At 74.3% G+C, this 23,136-nt stretch carries 18 protein-coding genes; 8 read left to right on the top strand and 10 right to left on the bottom strand.

The features are described 5' to 3' along the window. Positions 1–112: 112 nt before the first annotated feature. The 4 genes from AC0HI0_RS46695 to AC0HI0_RS46680 are packed head-to-tail and all read right to left on the bottom strand — an operon-like array spanning position 113 to position 3,961. A complete protein-coding gene (locus AC0HI0_RS46695; protein WP_480929875.1) occupies positions 113–1,075 on the bottom strand; it encodes an iron-siderophore ABC transporter substrate-binding protein in 963 nt (320 codons plus the stop codon). Beyond that, positions 1,072–1,917 carry an ABC transporter ATP-binding protein gene (locus AC0HI0_RS46690; protein ID WP_480934549.1) on the bottom strand — a complete coding sequence of 282 codons (846 nt, stop codon included), beginning with the start codon at positions 1,915–1,917 and terminating at the stop codon, positions 1,072–1,074. The genes AC0HI0_RS46695 and AC0HI0_RS46690 overlap by 4 nt, the downstream gene beginning before the upstream one ends. Further along, positions 1,917–2,945, bottom strand: coding sequence for a FecCD family ABC transporter permease (locus tag AC0HI0_RS46685; RefSeq protein ID WP_480929874.1), 1,029 nt, complete (start codon positions 2,943–2,945; stop codon positions 1,917–1,919). Before AC0HI0_RS46685 ends, AC0HI0_RS46690 begins: the two co-directional genes overlap by 1 nt. Beyond that, entirely contained in the window at positions 2,942–3,961 is a 1,020-nt protein-coding gene (locus AC0HI0_RS46680; RefSeq protein WP_480929873.1) for a FecCD family ABC transporter permease, read from the bottom strand. The genes AC0HI0_RS46685 and AC0HI0_RS46680 overlap by 4 nt, the downstream gene beginning before the upstream one ends. Positions 3,962–4,641: 680 nt before the next feature. On the opposite strand from AC0HI0_RS46680, the gene AC0HI0_RS46675 reads away from it, so the two are divergent. Continuing rightward, the gene (locus AC0HI0_RS46675; protein WP_480929872.1) at positions 4,642–5,136 is read left to right on the top strand and encodes a hypothetical protein; all 495 of its coding nucleotides are present in this window, start codon (positions 4,642–4,644) and stop codon (positions 5,134–5,136) included. A gap of 406 nt (positions 5,137–5,542) precedes the next feature. On the opposite strand, the gene AC0HI0_RS46670 is transcribed toward AC0HI0_RS46675, so the two are convergent. After that, positions 5,543–6,073 carry a hypothetical protein gene (locus tag AC0HI0_RS46670; RefSeq protein WP_480929871.1) on the bottom strand — a complete coding sequence of 177 codons (531 nt, stop codon included), beginning with the start codon at positions 6,071–6,073 and terminating at the stop codon, positions 5,543–5,545. A 452-nt stretch (positions 6,074–6,525) separates the two neighbouring features. Here AC0HI0_RS46670 and AC0HI0_RS46665 point away from each other — a divergent pair, with 452 nt between their 5' ends. The 5 genes from AC0HI0_RS46665 (at position 6,526) to AC0HI0_RS46645 (ending at position 14,130) form a co-directional block, all read left to right on the top strand. After that, the gene (locus tag AC0HI0_RS46665) at positions 6,526–8,007 is read left to right on the top strand and encodes a class I adenylate-forming enzyme family protein (protein ID WP_480929870.1); all 1,482 of its coding nucleotides are present in this window, start codon (positions 6,526–6,528) and stop codon (positions 8,005–8,007) included. 136 nt (positions 8,008–8,143) lie between these two features. Next, positions 8,144–8,848, top strand: coding sequence for a TetR/AcrR family transcriptional regulator (locus AC0HI0_RS46660; protein ID WP_480929869.1), 705 nt, complete (start codon positions 8,144–8,146; stop codon positions 8,846–8,848). Further along, positions 8,848–11,466: an ABC transporter ATP-binding protein/permease gene (locus AC0HI0_RS46655; RefSeq protein WP_480929868.1), complete on the top strand. Its 2,619-nt coding sequence runs from the start codon at positions 8,848–8,850 to the stop codon at positions 11,464–11,466. The genes AC0HI0_RS46660 and AC0HI0_RS46655 overlap by 1 nt, the downstream gene beginning before the upstream one ends. Beyond that, the gene (locus tag AC0HI0_RS46650; protein ID WP_480929867.1) at positions 11,463–13,196 is read left to right on the top strand and encodes an ABC transporter ATP-binding protein; all 1,734 of its coding nucleotides are present in this window, start codon (positions 11,463–11,465) and stop codon (positions 13,194–13,196) included. Before AC0HI0_RS46655 ends, AC0HI0_RS46650 begins: the two co-directional genes overlap by 4 nt. A gap of 118 nt (positions 13,197–13,314) precedes the next feature. Next, entirely contained in the window at positions 13,315–14,130 is an 816-nt protein-coding gene (locus AC0HI0_RS46645) for an alpha/beta fold hydrolase (RefSeq protein WP_480934548.1), read from the top strand. Between the two features lie 22 nt (positions 14,131–14,152). Here AC0HI0_RS46645 and AC0HI0_RS46640 read toward each other — a convergent pair whose 3' ends face one another. The 4 genes from AC0HI0_RS46640 to AC0HI0_RS46625 all read right to left on the bottom strand — a co-directional run bounded on the left by AC0HI0_RS46640 (position 14,153) and on the right by AC0HI0_RS46625 (position 18,473). Further along, positions 14,153–14,482, bottom strand: coding sequence for a plasmid stabilization protein (locus AC0HI0_RS46640; protein WP_480929866.1), 330 nt, complete (start codon positions 14,480–14,482; stop codon positions 14,153–14,155). Between the two features lie 72 nt (positions 14,483–14,554). Continuing rightward, positions 14,555–14,971 (bottom strand): PRC-barrel domain containing protein, encoded by a 417-nt coding sequence (locus AC0HI0_RS46635; RefSeq protein WP_480929865.1) that lies wholly within the window; start codon positions 14,969–14,971, stop codon positions 14,555–14,557. 426 nt (positions 14,972–15,397) lie between these two features. Next, complete coding sequence (locus AC0HI0_RS46630; RefSeq protein WP_480929864.1) at positions 15,398–16,441, bottom strand: WxL protein peptidoglycan domain-containing protein; 1,044 nt, start codon at positions 16,439–16,441, stop codon at positions 15,398–15,400. A 79-nt stretch (positions 16,442–16,520) separates the two neighbouring features. Beyond that, positions 16,521–18,473: a purple acid phosphatase family protein gene (locus AC0HI0_RS46625; RefSeq protein ID WP_480929863.1), complete on the bottom strand. Its 1,953-nt coding sequence runs from the start codon at positions 18,471–18,473 to the stop codon at positions 16,521–16,523. Positions 18,474–18,797: 324 nt separating this feature from the next. Between AC0HI0_RS46625 and AC0HI0_RS46620 the strand changes: the two genes are divergently transcribed. Then, positions 18,798–19,139 (top strand): hypothetical protein, encoded by a 342-nt coding sequence (locus AC0HI0_RS46620; RefSeq protein WP_480929862.1) that lies wholly within the window; start codon positions 18,798–18,800, stop codon positions 19,137–19,139. On the opposite strand, the gene AC0HI0_RS46615 is transcribed toward AC0HI0_RS46620, so the two are convergent. Further along, positions 19,099–19,980, bottom strand: coding sequence for a hypothetical protein (locus AC0HI0_RS46615; RefSeq protein ID WP_480929861.1), 882 nt, complete (start codon positions 19,978–19,980; stop codon positions 19,099–19,101). The genes AC0HI0_RS46620 and AC0HI0_RS46615 overlap by 41 nt on opposite strands. Positions 19,981–20,202: 222 nt before the next feature. Here AC0HI0_RS46615 and AC0HI0_RS46610 point away from each other — a divergent pair, with 222 nt between their 5' ends. Then, the gene (locus AC0HI0_RS46610) at positions 20,203–23,082 is read left to right on the top strand and encodes an AfsR/SARP family transcriptional regulator (RefSeq protein ID WP_480929860.1); all 2,880 of its coding nucleotides are present in this window, start codon (positions 20,203–20,205) and stop codon (positions 23,080–23,082) included. Positions 23,083–23,136 lie beyond the last annotated feature (54 nt).

Genomic DNA, 23,136 nt, shown 5'->3' with positions numbered 1-23,136 from the left:
CGGCAGCGGATCATGCGTCACCTCGGCCCAGCACGGTCGCGCCCGTCCCGGCCGCCTCCCGCCGCGTGGTCGCGCGCCCGCGCGACGGCCCGGGTCGGTGCTCCGGTCGGGGCTACTTCGCCAAGGTCGTGGCGAACAGCGGGACGGCTTTCCCGATGGCGTACAACGTGCCCAGCGTCGACCCGCTGCTGAACGCGTTGACCAGCGTCCGGTCGTCCATGATCAGCAGGTGCCCGGCCCGTGCGGACGGGATCTGGTTGAGCACCTGGTCGGCGCGCAGCGGCGCGGCGTCCGAGCCGATCGGGAACACCACGGTCAGGTCCGCGCTGAGCAGTTCGATCTGCTCGCGGGACAGGTCGACCGCGAAGGTGGTCCCGGCCAGCGCCTGCACCTCGGGCTTGTTCTTCAAGCCCAGGCCCTCCACGAAGTCGACCCGCGAATCGCCGCGCACGTAGGCGGAGTACTTCTCCGAGTAGTACGCGCCGACCGCGACGGACTTGCCCGCGAACGACGGGTTGTCCGCCTTCGCCTCGGCGAACGCCGCGTCGACCTCGCCGATCAGCTCACGGCCCTTGTCCACCTTGCCCAACGACTGCGCCACCAGCTCCATCTGCTGCCGCCAGGTCGTCCCGTACGACACCACGCCCGCCGGGGCGGACACCGTGGGGGCGATCTTGCTCAGCTCCCGGTACTTCTCCTCGGAGTTGTCCGAGCGGGTGTTGAGGATCAGGTCGGGCCGCAGCTGCGCGATCGCCGCGTAGTCCGGTTCCAGCGTCGGCAGGATCGTGGGCGCGGTGGTGTACTTGCCCGCCGCCCACGGCCCGACGCCCTCGCCGCCGAAGGCCAGCCAGTCGGCGGCGGCGATCGGCTGCACGCCCAGCGCCAGCGCGGTCTCGGCGTCCGACCAGCCCAGGGCGACGACCCTGGTCGGGTTCGCGGGCACCGTGACAGCGCCGAACATGGTCTGCACGGTCGCGCCGGAAGCGCTGCCGGAGGGGCCGGCCGGCTCCTCGACCTGGCCGCACGCGGCCAGCAGCGCGGCGGCGGCCACCAGGGCGGCCAGGCGGAGTTTCACGGAGTTCCTCCTTGTGCGTCGCGCGGTTCCCCGGTCCGGGGATCGGCGCAGTGGTGCCGCCCGACGGGGACGACCATGGGCGTGCCGGACAGCGGGTCCGGCACGATCCGGGACCGCAGGCCGAAGACGCGTTCGACGACGTCCTCGGTCACCACCTCGGCGGGCGTGCCCTGGGCGACGATCCCGCCGGCGCGGAGGGCGACGAGGTGGTCGGCGTAGCGGCAGGCCAGGTTGAGGTCGTGCAGCACGACGACCACCGTCGTGCCCTGGGTCCGGTTGAGATCGGTGAGCAGGTCGAGCACCTCGACCTGGTGGGTGAGGTCGAGGTAGGTGGTGGGCTCGTCGAGCAGCAGCAGGTCGGTGCGCTGGGCCAGCGCCATCGCGATCCACACCCGCTGCCGCTGCCCGCCGGACAGCTCGTCCACCGGCCGGTCGGCGACCTCCAGCGTGTCGGTGGCCGCCAACGCCTCGGCCACCGCCTCGTCGTCGCCCCGGCTCCACCGCCGGAACCAGCCCTGGTGCGGGTACCGGCCCCGGCCGACCAGGTCGGCGACGGTGATGCCCTCGGGCGCGACCGGGGTCTGCGGCAGGATGCCGAGCACCGCGGCCAGTTCCCGGTTGGGGATGGTGTGCAGGTCCCGGTCGTCCAGGTACACACCGCCGGACACCGGGGCGAGCAGCCGGGCGAGCCCGCGCAGCAGGGTGGACTTCCCGCACGCGTTGGGCCCGACGATCATCGTCACCCGGCCCGGCGGGATGGTCAGCGACAGCCCCTTGACCACCTCGCGGCGGTCGTAGGCCAGGCGCAGCGCCTCCGTGCGCAGGGTGTGCTCCGCGGTCATCATCCGCCCTTCCCGGTCCGGTTCGCCCGCGCCAGCAGCAGGAGCAGGTAGGGGGCGCCGACCGCCCCGGTCAGCACGCCGACGGGGTACGCCTGCCCGCCGGGCAGGTTCTGCGACGCGCTGTCGGCGGCCAGCACGATCACCGCCCCGACCAGCCCGGACACCGCGAGCGCGGGCCCGCCGTCGCGGACCAGCCGGCGGCCGATCGGCGCGGCGAGCAGCGCCACGAACGCCACCGGCCCGGCCGCCGCCGTCGCCGCGCCGGCCAGCGCGACCGCGCAGGCGAGCAGGCCGAGCCGGACCGGTTCGACGGCCACGCCGAGCCCCCGGGCCGCGTCGTCCCCCAGGGTGAGCAGGCCGAGCGCGCGGGCCAGCGCCGCGACGGCGGGCAGCAGGAGGGCCAGCAGCACCGCGAGCGGCACCGCCTGCGTCCAGTTGCGGCCGTTGAGGCTGCCGGTGAGCCAGACCAGGGCGTCCTGCGCGGTGTTGACCTGGGTCCGGGTCAGCAGGTAGGAGACGACGCTGAGCAGGATCGCCGCCAGCCCGATGCCGACCAGCACCAGCCGCGCCCCGGTCACGCCGCCGCGCCACGTCAGCAGGTACATCACCAGCGCGGTGAGCAGCGCGCCGGCCAACGCCAGCCCGGACAGCGCCGGCCCGCTGAACCCGAGCACCGCCAGCCCGAACACCGCCGCCGCACTGGCCCCGGTGCTGATCCCGATCACGTCCGGGCTGGCCAGCGGATTGCCCAGCAGGCTCTGGAACACCGCGCCGGACACCCCGAACGCGAACCCGACCAGGACGGCCACCAGCGCCCTGGGCAGCTTCAACTCCAGGACGATGTAGTCGGTGGCCCGGGAACCCTGACCGGCCAACGTGGACAGCACGTCGGGCAGCGACACGTGCCCGCGCCCCAGCGTCAACGCCACCGCCACGAGCACGACGAGCAACGCGACCAGCCCGCCGGCCACGGCCACCTGGCGCTTGTGGACCCGGAGCCGGGCCCGCGCGATCACCTCGGCGCTCACGGGGCGGCCACCTTCCGGCCGCGCACCAGCGCGATGAACACGGGCGCGCCGATCGCCGCCGTCAAGATGCCCACCTGCAACTCGCCGGGCCGCGCGATCACTCGGCCGAGGACGTCCGCGCCCAGCAGCAGGACCGGCGACAGGACCATCGAGTACGGCAGCAGCCACCGGTGGTCCGGGCCCGTGACGGCCCGCGCCAGCAGCGGCACGGCCAGGCCGACGAACGCCACCGGCCCGACGCTCGCCGTGGCCGCGCCGCACAGCAGGACGACGGACGCGCCCGCGACCACCCGGCTGCGCGCCACGTCCTGCCCGAGCGACCGGGCCAGGTCATCCCCCATCGCCAAGGCGTTGAGCGCGCGGGCCGAGCCCAGCGCGAGCACCAGGCCGAAGGCGATGAACGGCAGCACCTGCCAGAAGATGTCCATGGACCGGCCGGCCAACGCGCCCACCTGCCAGAACCGGAACTGGTCGAACGCGTCGGTGCTGGTCAGCAGCACGGCGGTGGTCATCGACACGAAGGCCGCGTTGGTCGCCGCGCCGGACAGGGCCAGCTTCAACGGCGTCGCGCCCTCACGTCCGAGCGCGCCCACGCCGTAGACGAGCACCGCCGCGACGGCGGCACCGGCGAAGCCGAACCACACGTACCCGGTCAGCCCGGACACGCCGAACACGGTGATCCCGACGACCACGAACAGCGCCGCGCCCGCGTTGATCCCGAGGACGCCCGGGTCGGCCAGGGGGTTGCGGGCCACGCCCTGCATCACCGCGCCCGCGACGCCGAGCGCCGCGCCGACCAGCAGCCCGACCAGGGTCCGGGGCACCCGCTCGGCGCGGATGAACAGGTGGTCGTTGTCGGTCGGGTCGAACCCGGTGAAGGCGTCGACCACGGTGGCGAACGGGATCGGCTTGGCGCCGACGAACACGCTGAGCACCGCGACGCCGGCCAGACCGAGCAGCGCGACGACCAGCCAGGCCGACAGGCGTCCGGCCCGCCCCGCACCCGCCCGTGCCATGCCACCTCCACCAGCCTCGTCCGATCGGGGCCTTAGGTTAGGCTAACGAGACAGCGGGCCGTAGCCGCGACGCCGGAGTTCCTGCTCACAGCCGTCGACCGGGTCACTCTCCGTCGCGAGCCCGCCCGCCGCCACCTCGTCACCGCCGGATTCGGGCGGATCGGATCGCCGGACCGCGTCCCGGTGCCACGCCGTGGCCGGGCTATTCGTCACCCGGAACCCATTCGAGTGAAAGGACGAACGGTAAAACCGTCGCGGCCCGTATCGACCACTTCGACCGGACCCCCGTCCAGGCGTTTTCCGGTCGGGCACAACGGCGCGGACGGTTTGCCCGGGGCGACCCAAACGTGGCGGACCTGCGGGTACCGACCGGTATCGCCGCACGGGCCCGGCCCGCCGGTCCGGTTGCCCGCGACGCCCGACCGAGGCCGGCCGTTCACCCTTGCCGCCCAACGTTTTCGCTGATCAAGGCGATCTTTCGGGAAATCGGCCGACGGCGTGGACGACGGTTACCGTCCGGCGGCGAATATTCACTAATTCGGGTGACTTGTGTACACCATGGCGCTATCCGGCGATTTCGGGCCGGCGCATCCCGATAGTCTCCCCGTCGTTCGACATCCGATGCGTTTCAACGGACCTCGTCGGGCTTTCGCCAGGAAATCGAAGGAGAACCTACAGTGTTGAAGAAGGCCGGTATCGTGTTCGCCGGGGTCGCCAGTCTGTTCATGATTGGTGGCACCGGCATGGCCTCCGCCGGTGAGGTCGAGGGTCACGACTTCGCGCCCGGCGCCCGGGAGATCGTGCACAAGGACAACGTGATCGGCGTCGACCAGGTCAGCGTTGCGGACGGCGCGGCGGCCAACGCGCTGCAGTGCGTCACCGTCACCAAGCCGCAGATCCCGGTCGCGCTGACCGGTATCGGCGCGTCCATCCCGGTCGCCGCCCAGCAGATCCAGCCGAACCTGGGCCTGCCGGAGATCAACGTCCTGGGTGGCCACAACGGCGACACCAGCACCAGCACCGTGATCAACGAGCAGAGCGGCAACAACGCCTGCGCCGGTGGCAACGGCAACGGCGCGGGTGGCAACGAGGACAGCGACGGCGCCGGCGCCGTGGGCGTCAGCGACGCCTCGGGCGTGGACATCGCCACCCTGACCGGCAAGCGGAACGGCTGAGCTTCGCTCACCGTGTCCGACCCCGTCCAGTGAGGACGGTCGGCCGAGGGGCGTCGGGTCACGCGGACACCACAGGCAAGGGGAGCCCGGCCTCAACACCGGGCTCCCGATTCGCGGAGGCGGTATCGGGTATCCCGATCCTGCCACTCCGGGGGTGGGATCGAGACCCCCAGCCCAGCAGTCCGCCCGCTGCCCCACCCGGTCGACCCGTCCGGCTCCGCGGACACCGCGCCACCGGCTCCGTCCGGTGCGCGGTGTCCCGGAGATATCGGGAAAAGGTCGTGGCTACAACGGATCCCGCTGAACGGGCAACTGCCCGTTCAGCGGGATTCCGCACGTTCCGGGGACCTCTCGCGTCCCCGGCCCCGCGCTCCGGGCGGTGAGCCGACGGGCGCGCCGGACGCGCTCAGCAGTGGGAAGTGCCCGCGGTGTCGGGCTTCCGGTCGTGCGGGGCGGGGTTGGGCAGGCCGGCCGACGTCCGGTGGGCGACCGGGTCGTGGTTCCCGACGGTCCAGCGCACCAGGGTGTCGGCCGCGGACTCGAACGCCTCGGTCAGCGCGGTCGCGGTGCCGACCAGCCACTCCTCGCTGCGCACCACGTGCATGTTGTGGTCGGGCTCGCACCAGCACGCGACCTCGATCGCCGCCGACACCGTGAAGCGCGGGCGCCGCTCGCGGTAGACGTACAGCGCGAGTTCCAGCCAGTCGTCGCCCTCGGCGTGGAACGTCGACGCCGTCCCGAAGACGGCCGACACCCCTCGGCCCTCGGCCGGTTCCTCGGCCAGCTTCTCCGGCCACCAGTCCCAGCGCGGGCCGCCGTCCGGCACCCGCTTCGCCTCCAGCCGCCCGGCGGCCCGGCGGGTCCTCGTGGCCTGCTCCCCGGTCAGCTCGGGGAACAACGCGGTCAGGTCGATGCGGTCGAACGTCTCCAGCGCCACACCCCGACCCTAGCGGCACCCCGACCGGCGCGCCGGTCCGCGACGGCGGGATCACCAAGTGGAGCAAGGGAAAGCACGGGCCGGCGGCCGAACAGCGCACCCGGTCGACGCCGTCGCGACCGGGCCGGTCGGCCGACCGGCCGCGCCCGCGCGCGTGCATCGGATCCCTTGCCGCGACGGGCATTCGGCCGTCCCGCTACGACCGTTCGGGCACTCGGGACACACCTCGGCGCGTGGTTTTCCGGACGGGCCAAGGAGATGCAATCCGGTCACCGCCCGCCGAACAGGACGATCACGACGCGGTGCCGGGAGCCGTAGTGACGTTGGGCGACAACCGCCCGCTGATCGGCGGGCGGGAGCCGTGCCGGTTCGGGACCGTGTTGAGCACGGGCGCGGAGGTGGTGTAGGTCAACAACGACGTGCACCGCAGGTCGACCCGAGGGGACTGTCCGATGACCGCGAACCTGGCCGGATACCTGGCGCTGCGGGCGCTCGACCGCGGCTGGCACCCGCTGCCCGCGTTCCACGTCGGCGACGACGTGCACACCTACGAGGACGTCCACCGGGGTGCGGCGCGGTTCGCCGCCGCGTTCGCGGCGCGCGGGGCGGGGCCGGGCAGCCGGGTGCTGCTGACCATCCCCGACGGCATCGACCTGGTGTGGGCGTTCCTCGGCGCGGTCCGGCTGGGCGCGGTGGCGGTGCAGCTCAACGGCGCGATGCACCCCGACGAGATCGTGCGGTCCGCACGGGTCGCGCAGCCGGACCTCGTGGTCGCCGAAGCCGACCTGGCGGGGCTGTTCGACGCGGTGGTGGATCCGGCGGAACTGCGCGCGGTGCGCGAGGAGGCGCCGGTCGCGGAGGTCACGCCGGACACCCCGGCGTACGCCGTGTTCACCTCCGGCACGACCGGCGAACCGAAGCTGTGCTTCCACGCGCACGGCGACCCGGCGGTGTACGAACAGGGCATCGGCGAGGTGCTCGGCACCACCCCGGCGGACGTGACGTTGTCGGTGTCCCGCATGTACTTCGCGTTCGGACTGGCCAACTCGCTGATCGTCCCGCTGCACCGGGGCGGCTCGGCCGTGCTGTCCCGCGAGCGGGCGAGCGAGGACGAGGCGCTGCGCCTGGTGCAGCGCCACGGGGTCACCCTCTTCTACGGCCAGCCCAGCTTCTACGCCCGGCTGCTGCGGCACCCCGACCACGGGAAGCTCTCGGGGCTGCGGCTGGCGATGGTCGGCGGCGAGGTGCTGCCCGAGGCGTTGGAGGCCAGGGTGCGCGAGGTGCTGGGCGACCGGCTGCTCAACGTCTTCGGCAGCACCGAGATCGGGCACGCCGCCATCTGCGGATCGCCCACCGCGGCACGGCCCGGCACGGTCGGCCGGGTCCTGCCGCCCTACCGGATCAGGGTCGTGGACGAGCGGGGCGTCCAGACGCCGCCCGGCGTGGAGGGCAGGCTGGAGGTGGCCGGGCCGTCGATCACGCCCGGTGTGCGCAACGGCGGTGACGCGCCGGTGCGCGCGGAGGGCTGGTACGTCACCGGCGACGCCGCGAGCGTCGACGCGGACGGGTTCGTGCGGCTGCTCGGGCGGCTGGACGACGTCGAGATCGTCGGCGGGCAGAACGTCCACCCCAGCGAGATCGAGGACCTGCTGATGCGGCACCCGGACGTGCAGGAGGTCGGGGTGTGCTCGGTCCGGCGGGAGACCGGCGTGACGACGTTGCGGGCGTACGTGGCGCTGAAGGACGCGGCGCTGACGGACGCGGCGGGGGGCGCGGCCGAGCCGGACCGGGTGGGCGCGGAACTCCTCGCCGCCGCGAAGGAGGAGCTGACCTGGTACAAGGTCCCCGAGGACGTGGTGTTCGTGGCCGCGCTGCCGCGCACGCCCAGCGGCAAGCTGCGCCGCCGCGAGGTCCGCGCGCTGGCCGCGCGGTGATCGCGGCGAAGGGCGTGCGCGGGTTCGTGCCCGGGGGCGGGGTGCGCGTGGCCGCCTGAACCCGTGCTGGACAACCGGCGGACCCGGAGCTAAGTTACGGCCCTAACAAAGGGTGCCCTAACTTCGGGGGTTTCGAGTGTCGTCACGGGGACGGGTCGGTGGCCGGCCCGCGCGGATCGGCGCGGCCGACATCGAGCGGGCGGGCCGGGAGATCGGGTTGGCCGATCTCACCGTGCAGGCCGTCGCGACCGCGCTCGGGGTGACGCCGACCGCGCTCTACCGGCACGTCGACGGCCGCTTCGGGCTGGAGACGCTGGTCGGCGAGAGCGTGCTGGCAGAGCTGCGGGTGGTGGACGACCCCGCGCACGACGTGGCCGGGCACCTGGTGTCGTTCGCCGGGCAGTTGCGGGACTTCGTGCTCGACCACCCGGGGCTGTCCACCTACCTGCACGTCCTGTTCCCGCGCGGGCCCGCCGGCGCGGCGCTGCTGGAGGCCGAGATCGCCGCCCTGGTCCGGCGCGGCTACCGGCCCGACGCGGCGTCGGTGGTGTGCGGCACGGTCGCGCTGCTCGCGATCAGCCTCGCCGCCGCCGAGGAGCGCCAGCGGCAGGGCATCGCCGCCACGCCGGGGTTCGAGCGGCAGCTCGCCGAGTCGCGCCGGCTGCTCGGCTCGGACGGGCTGCTCGCCGAGGCGCACGCGGAGATGCCGGACATCGGCACCGACGCCTACTTCCGCCTGGTGATCGCCGCCTGCCTGGGCGGCATCCTCACCACCGCCCCCGCGGGTCGCTCGGTCGCCGAGATCACCGCCGCGCTGGGCCTGTCGACAGGAGACCGCTGATGGCGGCACGAGGGTTCCAGGGCGCCGTGCTGCGCGGGTTCGGCGCGCGCGACCACGTCGCCACCGTGGTCGCGGTGTCCCGGATCGCGCCGAACTTCGTGCGGGTGCGGCTGTCCGCGCCGGAACTGGTCGAGGGGCTCAAGCCGGAGCCGACCGAGTGGCTGCGGTTCTGGTTCCCCGACCCGGCCGGCTCGGACAAGGAGCACCAGCGCGCGTACACGATCGTCCGGGCGGACCGGGAGACCGGCGAGTTCGCCGTGGACGTCGTGCTGCACGAGCCCGCCGGCCCGGCGACGGCGTGGGTGCTCGCGGCCGAGCCCGGCGCGCGGGTCGCGGTCACCTCGTTCGGCTCGTCCCGGTTCGCGCTGCCCGACCAGCCGCCCGCCGGGTACCTGCTGGTCGGCGACGCCGCCTCGATCCCGGCCGTCAACGCGATCCTGGCGGCGGTGCCCGACGACGCCGACGTCGAGCTGTACCTGGAGCAGCAGCACGCCGAGGACGAGCTGATCCCGCTCACCGGGCACCCCGGGCTGCGCGTGCACCGCGTGCCCCGGCAGGGCGAGACGTCGCTGGCCGCCGCCATCGAGGACCGCGACTGGTCGGACTGGCACGCCTGGGTGGCCACCGAGTCGGGCACCCTCAAGCACGTCCGCAAGCTGCTGCGGGACGGGTTCGGCTTCCCCAAGACCGACCTGCACGCCCAGGCGTACTGGGCGCACGGCCGGGCGATGGGTTCGTTGCGCCGCACCGAAACCGAGCCCCCGGCCGCCGAGCACGAGACGACGACCGAGCACGAGACGACGACCGGGCCCGAGCCGACCACCGGGCCCGAGCCGACAGCCGGGACGCCGGCCCCGGGCGCGGCCCGGCAGGCACCGCGGGCCGGGCGCTGGCGGTCGCAGGCCGCCGGCGAGCTGTTCGCCCCGGTCAAGGCGACCATCATCGCGTCGGGCGTGCTCCAGGTGGTGATCACGCTGCTCCAGCTCGCGCCGTTCGTGGTGCTGGTCGACCTGGCCCGGCTGCTGGTCGAGGGCGCGGACGCGCAACGCCTGCGCGGCACCGGCATCGCGTTCCTCGTGCTGCTGTCGGCGGGCACCGTGCTGGGCAGCGCGCTCATGCTGTGGCTGCACGTCGTGGACGCCCGGTTCGGCGCGGACGTGCGGCGCGGCCTGCTCGCCAAGCTGACCCGGCTGCCGCTGGGGTGGTTCACCCGGCGCGGCTCCGGGTCGGTCAAGAACCTGGTGCAGGACGACACGCTGGCCCTGCACACCCTCGTCACGCACGCGATCCCGGACGCCGTCGCGGCCGTCGTCGCACCGGTCGCCGTGCTGGCCTACCTGTTCGCCACCGACTGGCGGCTGGCGCTGGTGCTGCTCGTGCCGATCCTGGTGTACCTGCTGGCGTTCGCCGCGATGATGCTCCAGAGCGGGCCGAAGATCGCCGAGGCGGCGCGCTGGGCCGAGCGGATGACCGCCGAGTCCGCCGCCTACCTCGACGGGCAGCCGGTGATCCGGGTGTTCGGCGTGGCCGCGTCGTCGTTCCGCCGGGCGCTGGCCGAGTACACCGCGTTCCTGGCGGACTGGCAGAAGCCGTTCATCGGCAAGAAGACCTTCATCGACCTGGTCACCCGGCCGACGACGTTCCTGTGGCTGATCGCCGCGGTCGGCACGCCGATGGTGGTCGGCGGCGCGGTCGAACCGGCCACGCTGCTGCCGTTCCTGTTGCTGGGCACCACGTTCGGCGCGCGGCTGCTCGGCATCGGCTACGGGGTGGGCGGGGTCCGCGCCGGAGTGCTGGCCGCGCGGCGGATCGCGGTCGTGCTGGGCGAGACCGAACTGGCGGAGCGGGAGTCCGCGCCGCGCGAGGCCGAACCGGGCACGGTCGAGTTCGACCGGGTGTCGTTCGGCTACCGGCCCGGCCGGCCGGTCGTGCACGACGTGACGCTGACCCTGCGGCCGGGCACGGTCACCGCGCTGGTCGGCCCGTCCGGGTCCGGCAAGTCGACGCTCGCGGGCCTGCTCGCCCGCTTCCACGACGTCGAGGCGGGCGCGATCCGGGTCGACGGGCGCGACGTCCGCTCGCTCACCGCCGACGAGCTGTACCGGCGGGTCGGGTTCGTCTTCCAGGACCCGCGACTCGTGCGCGGCACGGTCCGCGAGAACATCGCGCTGGCCCGCCCGGACGCGACCGACGCCGAGGTCGAGGCGGCCGCGCGGGACGCCCGGGTGCACGACCGGATCACCCGGCTGCCGGCCGGCTACGACACCGTGCTCGACGCGGACGCCGCGCTGTCGGGCGGCGAGCGGCAGCGGATCACCATCGCCCGCGCGCTGCTCGCCGACCCGCCCGTGCTCATCCTCGACGAGGCCACCGCGTTCGCCGACCCGGAGTCGGAGTACCTCGTCCAGCAGGCGCTGAGCCGGCTCGCCCGGGACCGCACGGTCCTGGTGGTCGCCCACCGCCTGCACACCGTCACCGACGCCGACCGGATCGTCGTCCTGGACCGGGGCCGGGTGGTGGAGGCCGGCACCCACGCCGACCTGCACGCCGCCGCCGGCCGTTACCGGGCGCTGTGGGACAGCCACCGCGCGCCCGCCCGAGCGGAGGCCACCCGATGATCGGCACCCTGATCGGCCTCGTCCCGGCCGAGGAGCGCGGCCGGGCCACCCGGTACGCGGTGCTCGCGGTCGTCTCGACGGTGTTGCGCGCGACGAGCTGCCTGCTGCTGATCCCGCTGGTGTCCGCGCTGTTCTCGGCCACCCCGGCGGACGCCTACGGCTGGCTGGGCGCGCTCACCGCCGCCACCGCGCTGTCCTGGGCGGTCGACGCGGTGCTGGCCCGGCTGGGGTTCGCGATCGGCTTCGCCCTGCTCGACCGGACGCACCGGGAGACCGCCGAGCGGCTCACCCGGATCCCGCTCGGCTGGTTCACCGGGGACCGCACCGCGACCGCCCGGCGGGCCATCGCGGCGGGCGGGCCGGAACTGGTCGGCCTGGTCGTCAACCTGCTCACACCGCTGCTCAGCGCGGTGCTGCTGCCCGTCGCGCTGGCGGTCGGGCTGCTGTTCGCGGCGTGGCCGCTGGGGGTGGCCGCGGCGCTCGCGGTGCCCGCGCTGCTGTTCGCGCTGTGGGCGGGCGACCGGATCAGCCGGGCCGCCGACGCGGCGGACGCCCGCGCGCACAGCGCGCTGACCGAACGGGTCCTGGAGTTCGCCCGCACCCAGCAGGCGTTGCGGGCGGCCCGGCGGGTCGACCCGGCCCGCAGCGCGGCGGGCGACGCCGTCGCCGCGCAGCGCGGCACCACCCTGCGGCTGCTGCTGCTCCAGGTGCCCGGTCAGCTGCTGTTCGGCGTGGCGGCCCAGATCGGGCTCCTGCTGCTGGCCGGCACGATCGCAGTCCTGGCGGTGCGCGGCGAGCTGTCCGGCCCGCAGGCCGTGGCGCTGGTCGTGGTGGCCGTGCGGTTCCTGGAGCCGTTCACCACCCTGGCCGAGCTGTCCCCGGCGCTGGAGACGGTCCGGGGCACCCTGGCCGACCTCGGCGCGGTGCGGGCCGCCGAGGCCGAACCCGAGGCGGGACCGGCGATCGAGGTCGACGTGCCGCCGGGCGTGGAGTTCCGGGAGGTGTCCTTCGGCTACGGCGGCGCGCCGGTCGTGGACCGCCTGTCGTTCACCCTGGAGCCCGGCACGACGACGGCGGTCGTCGGGCCGTCCGGTTCGGGCAAGAGCACCGTGCTGGCCCTCCTGGCGGGCCTGCACCAGCCCGACAGCGGCCGGATCCTGATCGGCGGTGTCGACACCACCGCGCTGCCCCCGGCCGAACGCCGACGCCTGTGCAGCATGGTGTTCCAGCACCCGTACCTGTTCAACGGCGGCATCCGGGACAACATCCGCGCGGGCGACCCGACCGCCGACGACGACGCCGTCGACCGCGCCGCCGCACTGGCCCGCGCCGACCTGATCGCCGACGTCTCCGCCCGGGTCGGCGAAGCCGGGACGGCCCTGTCCGGCGGCGAGCGCCAGCGCGTCACGATCGCCCGCGCCCTGCTGAACCCGGCCCCCGTGCTGCTCGTCGACGAGGCCACCAGCGCGCTGGACGCCGAGAACGAGGCCGCCATCACCGCGGCCCTCGCCGACGACCCGAACGCCCGCACCAGGGTGATCGTCGCCCACCGCCTCAACGCCATCCGCACCGCGGACCAGGTCCTCTACCTGGAGGACGGCGCGGTGGTGGAACGGGGCACGATCGCCGAACTCACCGCCGCCGGCGGTCGCTTCGCCGAGTTCCGCGCGCACCACGAGCGCAGCGCCACCTGGCGGGTGGGTCGGGAGACCGGACCGGCCGTGGAGTAGCCGGGGAACGGGTCGTGCCGAGTGCCCGGAGCCGGTGGTCGACGGGTGCGGCGGGTGCGCGCGGCCGAAGTAGGGACGTGCCAGAATTTCGTCGGTGGCCGAAGCGGACGGGGGCCGGATGTCGCGGGCAACGCAGGAGGTCCCGGCGCACGCGGTGGCGGGTGACGGGGTCCGCATCGCCTACCAGCGGGCGGGTGCGGGGCCCGCGCTGCTGCTGTTGGCGGGGCAGGCCAACAACCACCACTGGTGGGACGGTGTCCGGGAGGACTTCGAGTCCGCGCACACCACGATCACCATCGACTACCGGGGCACGGGCGACAGCGACAAGCCCGAGAACGCTTACAGCACACCGATCTTCGCCGACGACGTCGTCGCCGTGCTCGACGCGCTCGGCATCGACCGCGCGGACGTCTACGGCACGTCGATGGGCGGCCGGGTCGCGCAGTTGCTCGCCGCGCACCACGCCGACCGGGTCGGCGCGCTGGTGCTGGGGTGCACCTCGCCCGGCCGTCCGCACGGCGTGGAGCGCGACGTCGCCGTCCGCCGCTCGATGGCACGCCCGGAGCCGGGCGCGTCCCGGCAAGCGTTGCTGGAGTTGATGTACACGCCCGGGTGGCTGGCCGACCACCCCGGCCCGCACACCACGCTCGGCGACCCGACCATGCCGTCGCACGCCCGGCGCGGCCACCTGCTCGCGAGCGACCGGCACGACGGCTGGGACGCGTTGCCCGCCATCACCGCGCCCACGCTCGTCGTGCACGGCGGTGACGACCTGCTCAACCCCGTGGCCAACGCGCCGCTGCTCGCCGAGCGCATCCCGGACGCCCGGCTGCACGTGATCCCCGGTGCCCGGCACGCGTACTTCGAGGAGTTCCGGGCCGTCGCCGGCCCGCTGGTCCTCGACTTCCTCGCCGCCGCCGGGCCGCCCGCCTGATCGGGCACCGCCGGCGGGGCGGTCAGCGGCCGAGCGCGGAGGCGAGTTCCTTCTTGGACATCTTCGAGCGGCCCTTGATGTTGCGCTGCCGGGCCTCGTTGTAGAGCTGGTCGCGGGTGGGCCCCTGCGGGCCTTGGCGGTTGCCCGACCGCAGGCCGCCCCGCCGCTGCGACGAGATGTCCTCGATGGACGACCGGCTCGCGGTCTTGGACTCGCCCGCCCGCGCCCGGTTCTTGTTCACCGTGCGGGCGGCGATCTCCTCGGCCGTCCTGGTGGACTCGCCGCGCTTCTTCACCGAGTCCTTGATGTGCTCGTACTGGCGTTCGCGTTTGGCGTTCGATCCGCGTGGCATGGCGACCTCCCACTCCTCGGGTACCCGCGCCGGCGGGTGTCCACACACGACTCCTACCAGCCGGAACGCCTGCTAGAGCATCGGCGGGATGAGGCGGTAGCTCTCGGCGTAGTAGGCGTCGGTGCGGCTGCGGAAATCGGCGTGGTCGGGGCCCGCGGGGTCGTACTCGGGCGCGGCCTTGATCTGCTCCTTGGTGCGGTCGACGTGGATGGTGCGCTCCTGGTGGTCGACCTGCCGGACGGTCCCGACCGGCAGCACGACCGTGCGGCCGAAGATCCACGGGCCGGTGTCGACCAGCAGGCAGCCGTCGGGGACCTCGCCGTTCGCCGCGTCGACCTTGCCGATGCGGCCGTCGGTGGCTTCCACGTGGTAGCCGGTCAGTCCGTGGTCCGGCTGCTCCTGCCCCGCTTCGGCACGCAGCCCGTCGATCGCGCCGGGCAGCCACGCCTGGTCGCGCCACGTCCACGGGGTGAATGCGAACTGGTCCATCTCGTCCTCCCACGTCCGGTGCGTCCGCTCGCCGGTTACCCCGCCGGCCGCGGCGGAACACCCGATCGGCCGAGCCGGACCGCCGAAGCCCGGTGCCGGACGACGGGTCCGGGGCGTTTCGTCGGTCAGGAGGTCCGGCGCGCGCGGGTGTCGCCCCGGCTTCGTGGGCCGGCTGTACTGCCCTGGGAGGTGGTGAACGGTCCGACACGTAGTCGGATGATCTCGGAATGGCGTCCACCGCCAAGCGGTGGGCCGACCGGTCGCGCACCCAGTCCACACCGCACCCCGACCCGTACCGGGCGGCGGATCGTGAAGGCGTGGGTTCCGCGCCGAAGGAGCCCGGCCAGGATCACCTGGCCCGCCCGTCGCAGCCACACCGCGCTCAAAGCGCCAACCACACGCCGGCCGCGTCCCCGACCTCTCAGGTCAGTCCAGCTGGCTGCCGGCCGGCGCGCGGTCGCCGTCGAGGGCTTCCTGGACCGCCTCGGCGATCCGCCGTTCGGTGGCCGCCCGACGCCGGCGGGCGCGCAGCCGGAGCACCACGACCAGACCGGCCGCCGCGACGAGCAGCACCAGCACGCCCCACGGCACGGCCCACCCGCTCGCGGTGGCGGTGACGTCGGCCGGGGCCTGGGCGGCGGTGGCGCCCGCGACCTTCGGGGTGAGCCGGACCGCGGCCTCCAGCCGGACCAGCGGCGCGACGTCGGTCAGCTCGACGGTGAAGTCCAGGTGGGCGCCGGGCAGCAGTTCCGGCACGGTGAGCGCCCGCTCCTGCCCGCCGAGCCCGAACAGGCCCTCGACGGTGACCGCCTGCTCGGCGCTCATCCGGAGGTTGCCGGTGTTGGTCACCCGGAAGGTGACCGCGGCGGAGCCGAGGCCGACCGGGTTGACCGTGCCCCGGTAGTCCACCGCGAGGTCCTCGATCGCCAGCGCGGGCTTGGCCTCGCCGGAGACCCGCAGGTGGATGCGGGTGCCGAGGCGGCGGTCCACGTTCACCCCGCCCGACTGCTCCGGGACGGCCAGCGACGTGACGATGCCTCCGGTGTGGTCACCCGGTCCGGCGTCGGCGGGCACCACGACGGTGAACGGCACCTCGACCGTCGACTGGGCCGCGACCTCGACCTGGGCCTGCGCCGGGGTCACCCACGTGCCCAGGCCGGTGGAGGGTTCGCCGCGCGGGCGCAGGTCGAGCTGGCCGCTCGCGGTGGTGAAGCCGTCGGCGGCGTAGACCAGCAGGGTGATCGGCTTGTCGCCGTGGTTGGCGATGGCCACCGCGTCGCGGACGGTCGAGCCCGGCTCGGCGGCGTAGCTGTAGTTGGGGCGGTTGTCGCCGTGGTCGGCGCTCGCCGCCGGACGCACCCCCCAGGTCACCGGGTCCTGCGCGTGGGCCGGTGCCGGGGCGCACAGCAGGCAGACCCAGGCGAACGCGGCGGCGACCAGGACGAGCAGCGGGCGGAGGGGGCGTGGCATTCGTTGTCTCCCAAGGCGAAAGCCGGTGGAGCGGCGCGTGGCGCGCCGCTCCACCGGGACGGACTCGGCCGGGGCTGGATCAGCCCAGGGCGGTCAGGGTGAGGGTCGCGCGGTAGGTGCCGTCGGCCACCGTGACCGGCAGCTTCAGGTCGAGACCCGCCCGCAGGACCGCGGACCCGCCCGCGTGGCCGACCGGGGCGCTGCCCAGGGTGGCCGACTGGGACAGACCGTTGCCGGCGACGAAACCGGAGACGACCTCGGCACCCGGGACGGCGCCGCCGTCGTTGCCGCCGAGGAACGGCGTCCAGCCCAGGTACTTGCCGCTGAACGTCTTGCCCGCCGACGTGAAGTCGCCGATCTGGCCGGACAGCGACCACTGCGGGCCGTTGATCCGGGTGTCGGTGACCCGCACCGGGTTGAGCGAGCCGGTGGCGGCGAAGTGGTCGCCGGACTCCTTGGCGGTGCCGAGGTCGACCACGCCGTTGCCGCCGTCGATGCTCCACACCAGCTCGCCCGGGGCGCGCTCGGGCACGGTCACCTTGACGCGCTGCTCGCCGTCGGCCGCGGGCGGCTCGATGCCGGCCTCGGTGACGTGCTTGACGCCGCCGCGCTTGGTGATGGTGAAGGTGTCGTACAGGTCGCCGACCTTGACCGACTCGGGCGAGTTGGCGGTCTTCTCGACCACGTAGGAGCGGTAGGTGACGGCGTCGCCGTTCACCGAGACCACCTGGTAGGTGGTGATGCCCTGGCCGCGCTTGACCTGGGTCGCGCCGTTCTTGGTCCAGACGTTGTTGTCCGCCGGGGCCAGCGTGTAGTGCTTCGCGCCGGAGTTGCTGACCGCGTACACCGGGCCGGTGGTGATGCCCGGGGTGCCGGTGGCGTCGCTGTTCTTGTAGCCGCGGGCGTAGGTGTGGTCGTGGCCCATCAGCACCAGGTCGATGCTGTGCTTCTCGAACACCGGCACCCAGTTGTCGCGCAGGATCGGCTCGTCACGGCCTTCGGCGCTGCTGTAGACCGGCTGGTGGAAGGTCACCACGGACCACTTGTTCGGGTTGTTGCCCAGGATGTGGTCCAGCCACGCGGCCTGGAACTCGACCCACAGCGAGGCGGGGTCCGGGCAGGCCACCGAGCACGCCGGCAGGTTGGCCGGGCGCAGGTAGCCGACGCTCTGGGTGGCGTTGAGCGTGATGAAGCGGACGTCCTGGAAGTCGCTGAAGTACACCGTCTCCCGGGCGACGTTGTCCCAGTGCGCGAAGTACGCCGCGGTCTGGCGGGCGGCGTCGGTGTCACCCTTGGCGCGGTCGGCCAGTGCGCCGATCGTGCTCAGGTTGGGGTGGTTGGCCGGGTACTCGAAGTTCATCTTCCAGTTGCGCAGCGCGCCGTCGCCGTTGTACTCGTGGTTGCCCGGCGCGGCGAGCACCTGGGTCGTGGCGGCGCTCTCGCCCATGCCGTTGAACCAGCTGGTCCACTGGACCTGGGTGCTGCTGTCGATCAGGTCGCCCGCGTGCACGCTGCCGGCCGCGTTCGGCGACTTGGCGTTCGCGGCGGCGACGACGGCCGGCCACGTGGAGTCGAGGCCGATCTGGGCGTCGCCGTAGTAGAAGAACTCGAACGGCTTCGCGCCCTTGGCCGCGGAGCGGAACGCGCGCCAGCGGCTCCACTCGTCGCCGGTGCCGACCCGGTACTCGTACGCGGTGTCTGCGGACAGCGCGGTGGCCGTGGCCGAGTAGTGGGTGTAGTTGACACCGTTAAGGGTGCTGGTGTCGACGGCGTGCGCCTCGATGGAGATCGCGGCGCCGCCCGCCGGGCGGAGCTGGACGGTCCCGCCGCCGGCGTCGGTGCTGCGCCAGGTGAAGTTCTGCGAGTCGTTCGGCGTGGCGGTCGGGGTCAGGATCACGCGGCTGACGTTCGACGTCTCGGCCGAAGCCGGAACGGCCAGGGCGAGGGTGCCCGCGACGACCGACCCGACGATCGCGGCGGCCACTGCGGTGCGCGAGGGTCTGCGCACACCGCGTTTCGGCTGGGAAGACATGCTGCGGATTGCTCCTTTTGTCGGGGTGGTGCCCGCAGACGCTCGCAAGCGACCCCTGCCAACTGAGGAACGCTCATGAAACAGCGGATGACGATCGATGAACGACCGGAAATATGTCCGGACGGACTCCCCCCGGACGTGGGTAGATGGCGGGTTTCGTCGCACAGCCCGCGACTGGTCCGAACCTTTGCGTCACCGTTACCGATCTTCCTGCGACCCGCGTCACGTGGCCTCGACGCGCGGACCGGCCGGGAATCGCAACGTCCGGCGGCCCTGGAGCGCTCGTCCGGTGGGCGACGGGAAGGGTGGGCGACGGGTGGACGCGTGTTCGTCGGCTGCCGGCGCGGTGACACCCGTCATCCGATCGGGCGGCACGGCGGTCCGCTGTCCGCCGCGATGGACTTCGTCGCCGTCAAGGCGGTAACGGCCGGCACCACCGGCCACCTCTCGCCCGAGCAGGTCCGGGGCGACGCGGTCGCCGCGCGCAGCGACGTCCGCGCCGCCGGGCGCGTGCTGTTCGAACTCCTCACCGGCGACTCGCGGCCGGCCGCCGAGCTGCGCGCCGCCCCGCACGGCGCGCGGGTGGGCGCCCCGGGGGAGCGGGGCACCCACCCGCGCCGGGCGGTCAGGCCGCGGCGATCGCGGCGGCCGGGCCGCCCACCTTGACCCAGTTCTCGCCGCCCGTGTTCCGCCAGATCCCGGACTTGTCCGGCCGCAGCCCGAAGACCTGGTGGTCGCGCGAGACCCGGAAGTCCGCGCCCGGCCCGCCGATCTTGTACCAGTCGGTGCCCGAGTCGGCCCACCGGAAGACGTCACCGGTGTTGGGCTGGGTCGCGAGCAGCACTCCCCCGCTCCCGCCGCCCGCCAGCCAGCCCGCCGCCCCGCCGATGTAGTCCCAGTTCTCGCCGCCGGTCCAGTGCCAGACGCTCGACCCGTCCGGGCGCAGGCCGTACAGGCCGCTGGTGGTGGCGACGAACGTCCGGCCGGGGCCGCCGACCTTGCCCCAGCTGGTGTTGTTGAACCGGAAGATGTCCCCGTTGCCGGGAGCCGTGGCGAACAGGCCCACGGTGCTGCCGTAGAGCCAGTGGGCCGGACCGCCGATGTGCTTCCACGTCTCGCCGCCCTGCCACTCCCAGACCGCGCCCCGGTCCACGGACAGGCCGAACAGGTGGCCGCCCGCCATGGCGAACGTCGCGCCCGGCCCGCCGACCTTGGTCCAGCTGTTGGGCGAACCGTTGTAGCGGATGAGGTCACCGGTACCCGGCGACGTGGCGAACAACCCGGCGGAGCCCGCGTACAGCTCGCCGGCCGGGCCGCCGACCTTGATCCACGACTCCCCGCCCTGCCACTCCATCACGGCGTCCTTGTTGGGCGTCAAGGCGTACAGCGTCTTCACGGCCTGCGGCGCGATCTCGGGCGCGGCGGCCGCCAGTGGCGCGGTGGCCACCGCCCCGAACAGCGTGGCCGCGGACAGCGCGACCGCGAGCAGACTTCGCGACAACCTCATCTGGATCCCCCTTCTGGCGACGGTTCCCCCGTCGCCTGCGCATCGCCTGCGGCACGCGGAAACCACCGCGCCGCCGGCACCCGGCGCCCCGTCGGCCGGGCACGGCGAACACTGCCCACCGGGCCTCACCCCGTCCTTGCACGGCCCTTGCACCGGCCCGCCCCGGCGGGTAGACGTGTAGCCGGAACCGGGGAGGGTTCCGTCCGCTTCGGGGGGTGGGGGATGGTGACGCGCTTCGCGCTGCTCGGCGACGTCCGCGTGTGGACCGGCGGTCGGGTGCTGGAGATCCGCCAACGGCAGTTGCGCTCGGTACTCGCCGCGCTGCTCGTGGACGTGAACAGGGCGGTGTCCCCGGACGCGGTGGCGGACCGGGTGTGGGGCGAGCAGCTGCCGCACCGGCCGCGCGAGGCCCTGTACAGCTACCTGTCCCGGCTGCGCACGACGTTGAAGGACAGCCCGGACGTGACCATCACCCGCCGGTCGGGCGGCTACCTGCTCGCCGCCGAGCCGGAATCGGTCGACCTGCACCGGTTCCGCCGGCTGGTGGCCGACGCCCGCGCGGCCGACGACCGCGCCGCCACCGGGCTGCTCACCGAGGCGCTCGACCTGTGGCAGGGCGAGGCGTTCGCCGACCTCGACACCCCGTGGTTCGCGGCCGGCCGCGACGCCCTCGCCCGGGAGCGGTTCTCCGCCCGGATGGACCTCACCGACCTGCGGCTGCGCGCCGGCGGGCACGCCGCGCTGGTCGCCGACCTGACCGCGCTGGCCTCGGCGCACCCGCTGGACGAACGGGTCGCCGGCCAGCTCGTCCTGGCCCTGTACCGCAGCGGGCGCCAGCAGGACGCCCTGCGCCAGTTCGAGCGGATCCGCCGGGCGCTGGTCGACGAACTCGGCGTCGACCCGGGACCGCCGCTGCTGGAACTGCACCGGCAGCTGCTCACCTCGGACCCGGCCCTGCTCAGCCCCGCGCCCGCCCGGCGCGCCGAGCCGTCCCCGGCCCGGCCGCCGCGCCAGCTGCCCGCCGCCCCGCGCGGGTTCGTCGCGCGCGAAGCGGAGACCGCCGCGCTCACCGAGGCGCTCGACGGCGCGGCGGCGGACGGCGGCGGGTCGTCGTCCGCCGTGGTGATCTCGGCGATCGCCGGCAGCGGCGGGATCGGCAAGACCTGGCTGGCGCTGCACTGGGCGCACCGGAACCTGGACCGGTTCCCCGACGGGCAGTTCTTCGTCAACCTGCGCGGCTTCGACCCGTCCGGCGCGCCGATGTCGCCCCAGGTGGCGCTGCGCGGGTTCGTCGAAGCGCTCGGCGTCGACCCCAAAGCGGTGCCGCTCGGCCTGGACGCCCAGGCGGCGCTCTACCGCAGCCTGATCGCGGACAAGAGGCTGCTGATCGTGCTCGACAACGCCGCGGACACCGAGCAGGTGGTGCCGCTGCTGCCGGGCGGCCCGTCCGTCGTCCTGGTCACCAGCCGGGACCGGATGGCCGGGCTGGTCGGCGCGCACGGCGCGCGCCCGCTGCGGCTGGACGCCCTGTCCGAGCCGGACGCGCGGTCCCTGCTGGTCGCCCGCCTGGGCACCGTGCGGCCGGCCGCCGAGCCCGCCGCGGTGGCCGAGCTGCTGGAGCGCTGCGCGGGCCTGCCGCTCGCGCTCAGCGTCGTCGCGGGCCGCGCCCAGGCGCAGCCCGGACTGCCGCTCGCGACGCTCGCCGCCGAACTCCGCGACGCCGCCACCCGGCTGGGCGCGCTGGACGAGAGCGACGACGCGGCCAGCGTGCGGGCCGTGCTGTCGTGGTCGGTCGCCGCGCTGACCGCCGACCAGGCGCGGATGTTCGGGCTGCTCGGCGTCGTGCCGGGGCCGGACGTGGGGCTGCCCGCCGCCGCGAGCCTCGCCGGCACGACCGTCCCGGAGGCGCACCGGGTGCTCCGGGCGTTGGAGCGGGTGTCCTTGGTGCAGCAGAGCGGCGGGCGCTACCGGATGCACGACCTCGTCCGGCTCTACGCCACCGAACAGCCGCTGCCCGAGGAGGAGACGGCGAGCGCGCTGCGCAGGCTGGTCGACTTCTACACCTACACCGCCTACACCGCCTCGCTCCTGACCTTCCCCACCCGCATCGAGAGCGTGCTCGACCCGGTGACGGCCGGGAGCCACCCGCACGGGCCGGCCGACAAGGCCGCGGCGTGGGCGTGGTTCGAGGCCGAGCACGACTGCCTGGTCGCCGTCGAACGGGCCGCGCTGCGCCACGGTCTGCACGTCCAGGTGTGGCTGCTGGCCTGGCACCTGACCGCGATGCGCGGGTGGCAGGGGCACTTCGGCGAGAACCTCGCCGCGTGGCGGGCCGGCCTGACCGTCGCCCGCCGGCTGGGCGACCCCGACGTCCTGGGCAGCACGCACCAGCTGCTCGGCTACGCGCTGGGCAGCGTCGGCCGGCACGACGAGGCGCTGGACCAGCTCCGCCAGGCGCGGCCCCTGGTGGTCCGGGGCGGTCGGGCGCAGCGGCTGGGCGACCTGGAGATCGCGTTCTCCGTCGTGCTGGGCCAGCGGGGCGACCCGCGCGCCGCGCTCGACCACGCGCACCGGGCCGTGCGGGTGCTGCCCGACGAGGACATCGCGTTGCGGGCCAAGGCGTTCAGCATGGTCGGCTCGCTGTCCACGATGCTCGACGACTACGCGCCGGCGCAGGAGGCGCTGGGCCGGTCCGCCGAGCTGTACCGGCGGGTCGGCGACCCGGACGACCGGCAGGTCAACCGCGCGGACCTGGTCGACCTGGCCCACATCGCCCGCAACACCGGGCAGCCCGCCAAGGCGCTGGAACTCTACGAGCGGGCGCGCGTCGGGTTCCGCGCGGACGGCAACGCGGTCCGGGAGGCCAACACCCGGGTGGTGCTCGGCGAGGTCCACCTCGACCTCGGCGACGAGACCGGCGCCCGCGACGCGTGGACCCGGGCGCTGGAGATGCTGGATGCCCAGCACCGCGTCGCCGACGCCGGCCGGCTGCGGCAGCGGCTGGACGACCTCGACGCCCACGTCCGCATCCCGCCGGACGAGCTGCGGACCAACGTGTGGACGGGCTTCGCCACCGGGTCGGCGGACCGGCGCGACCCGTGACCCGGGGCGGGGCACCGTCCGGCGGCGGTGCGGGCACCGCTCCGGACGGCCCGG

The sequence above is a fragment of the Saccharothrix sp. NBAS 001 genome, from assembly GCF_056640475.1.
This window is presented reverse-complemented; position numbering and strand designations above follow the sequence as displayed.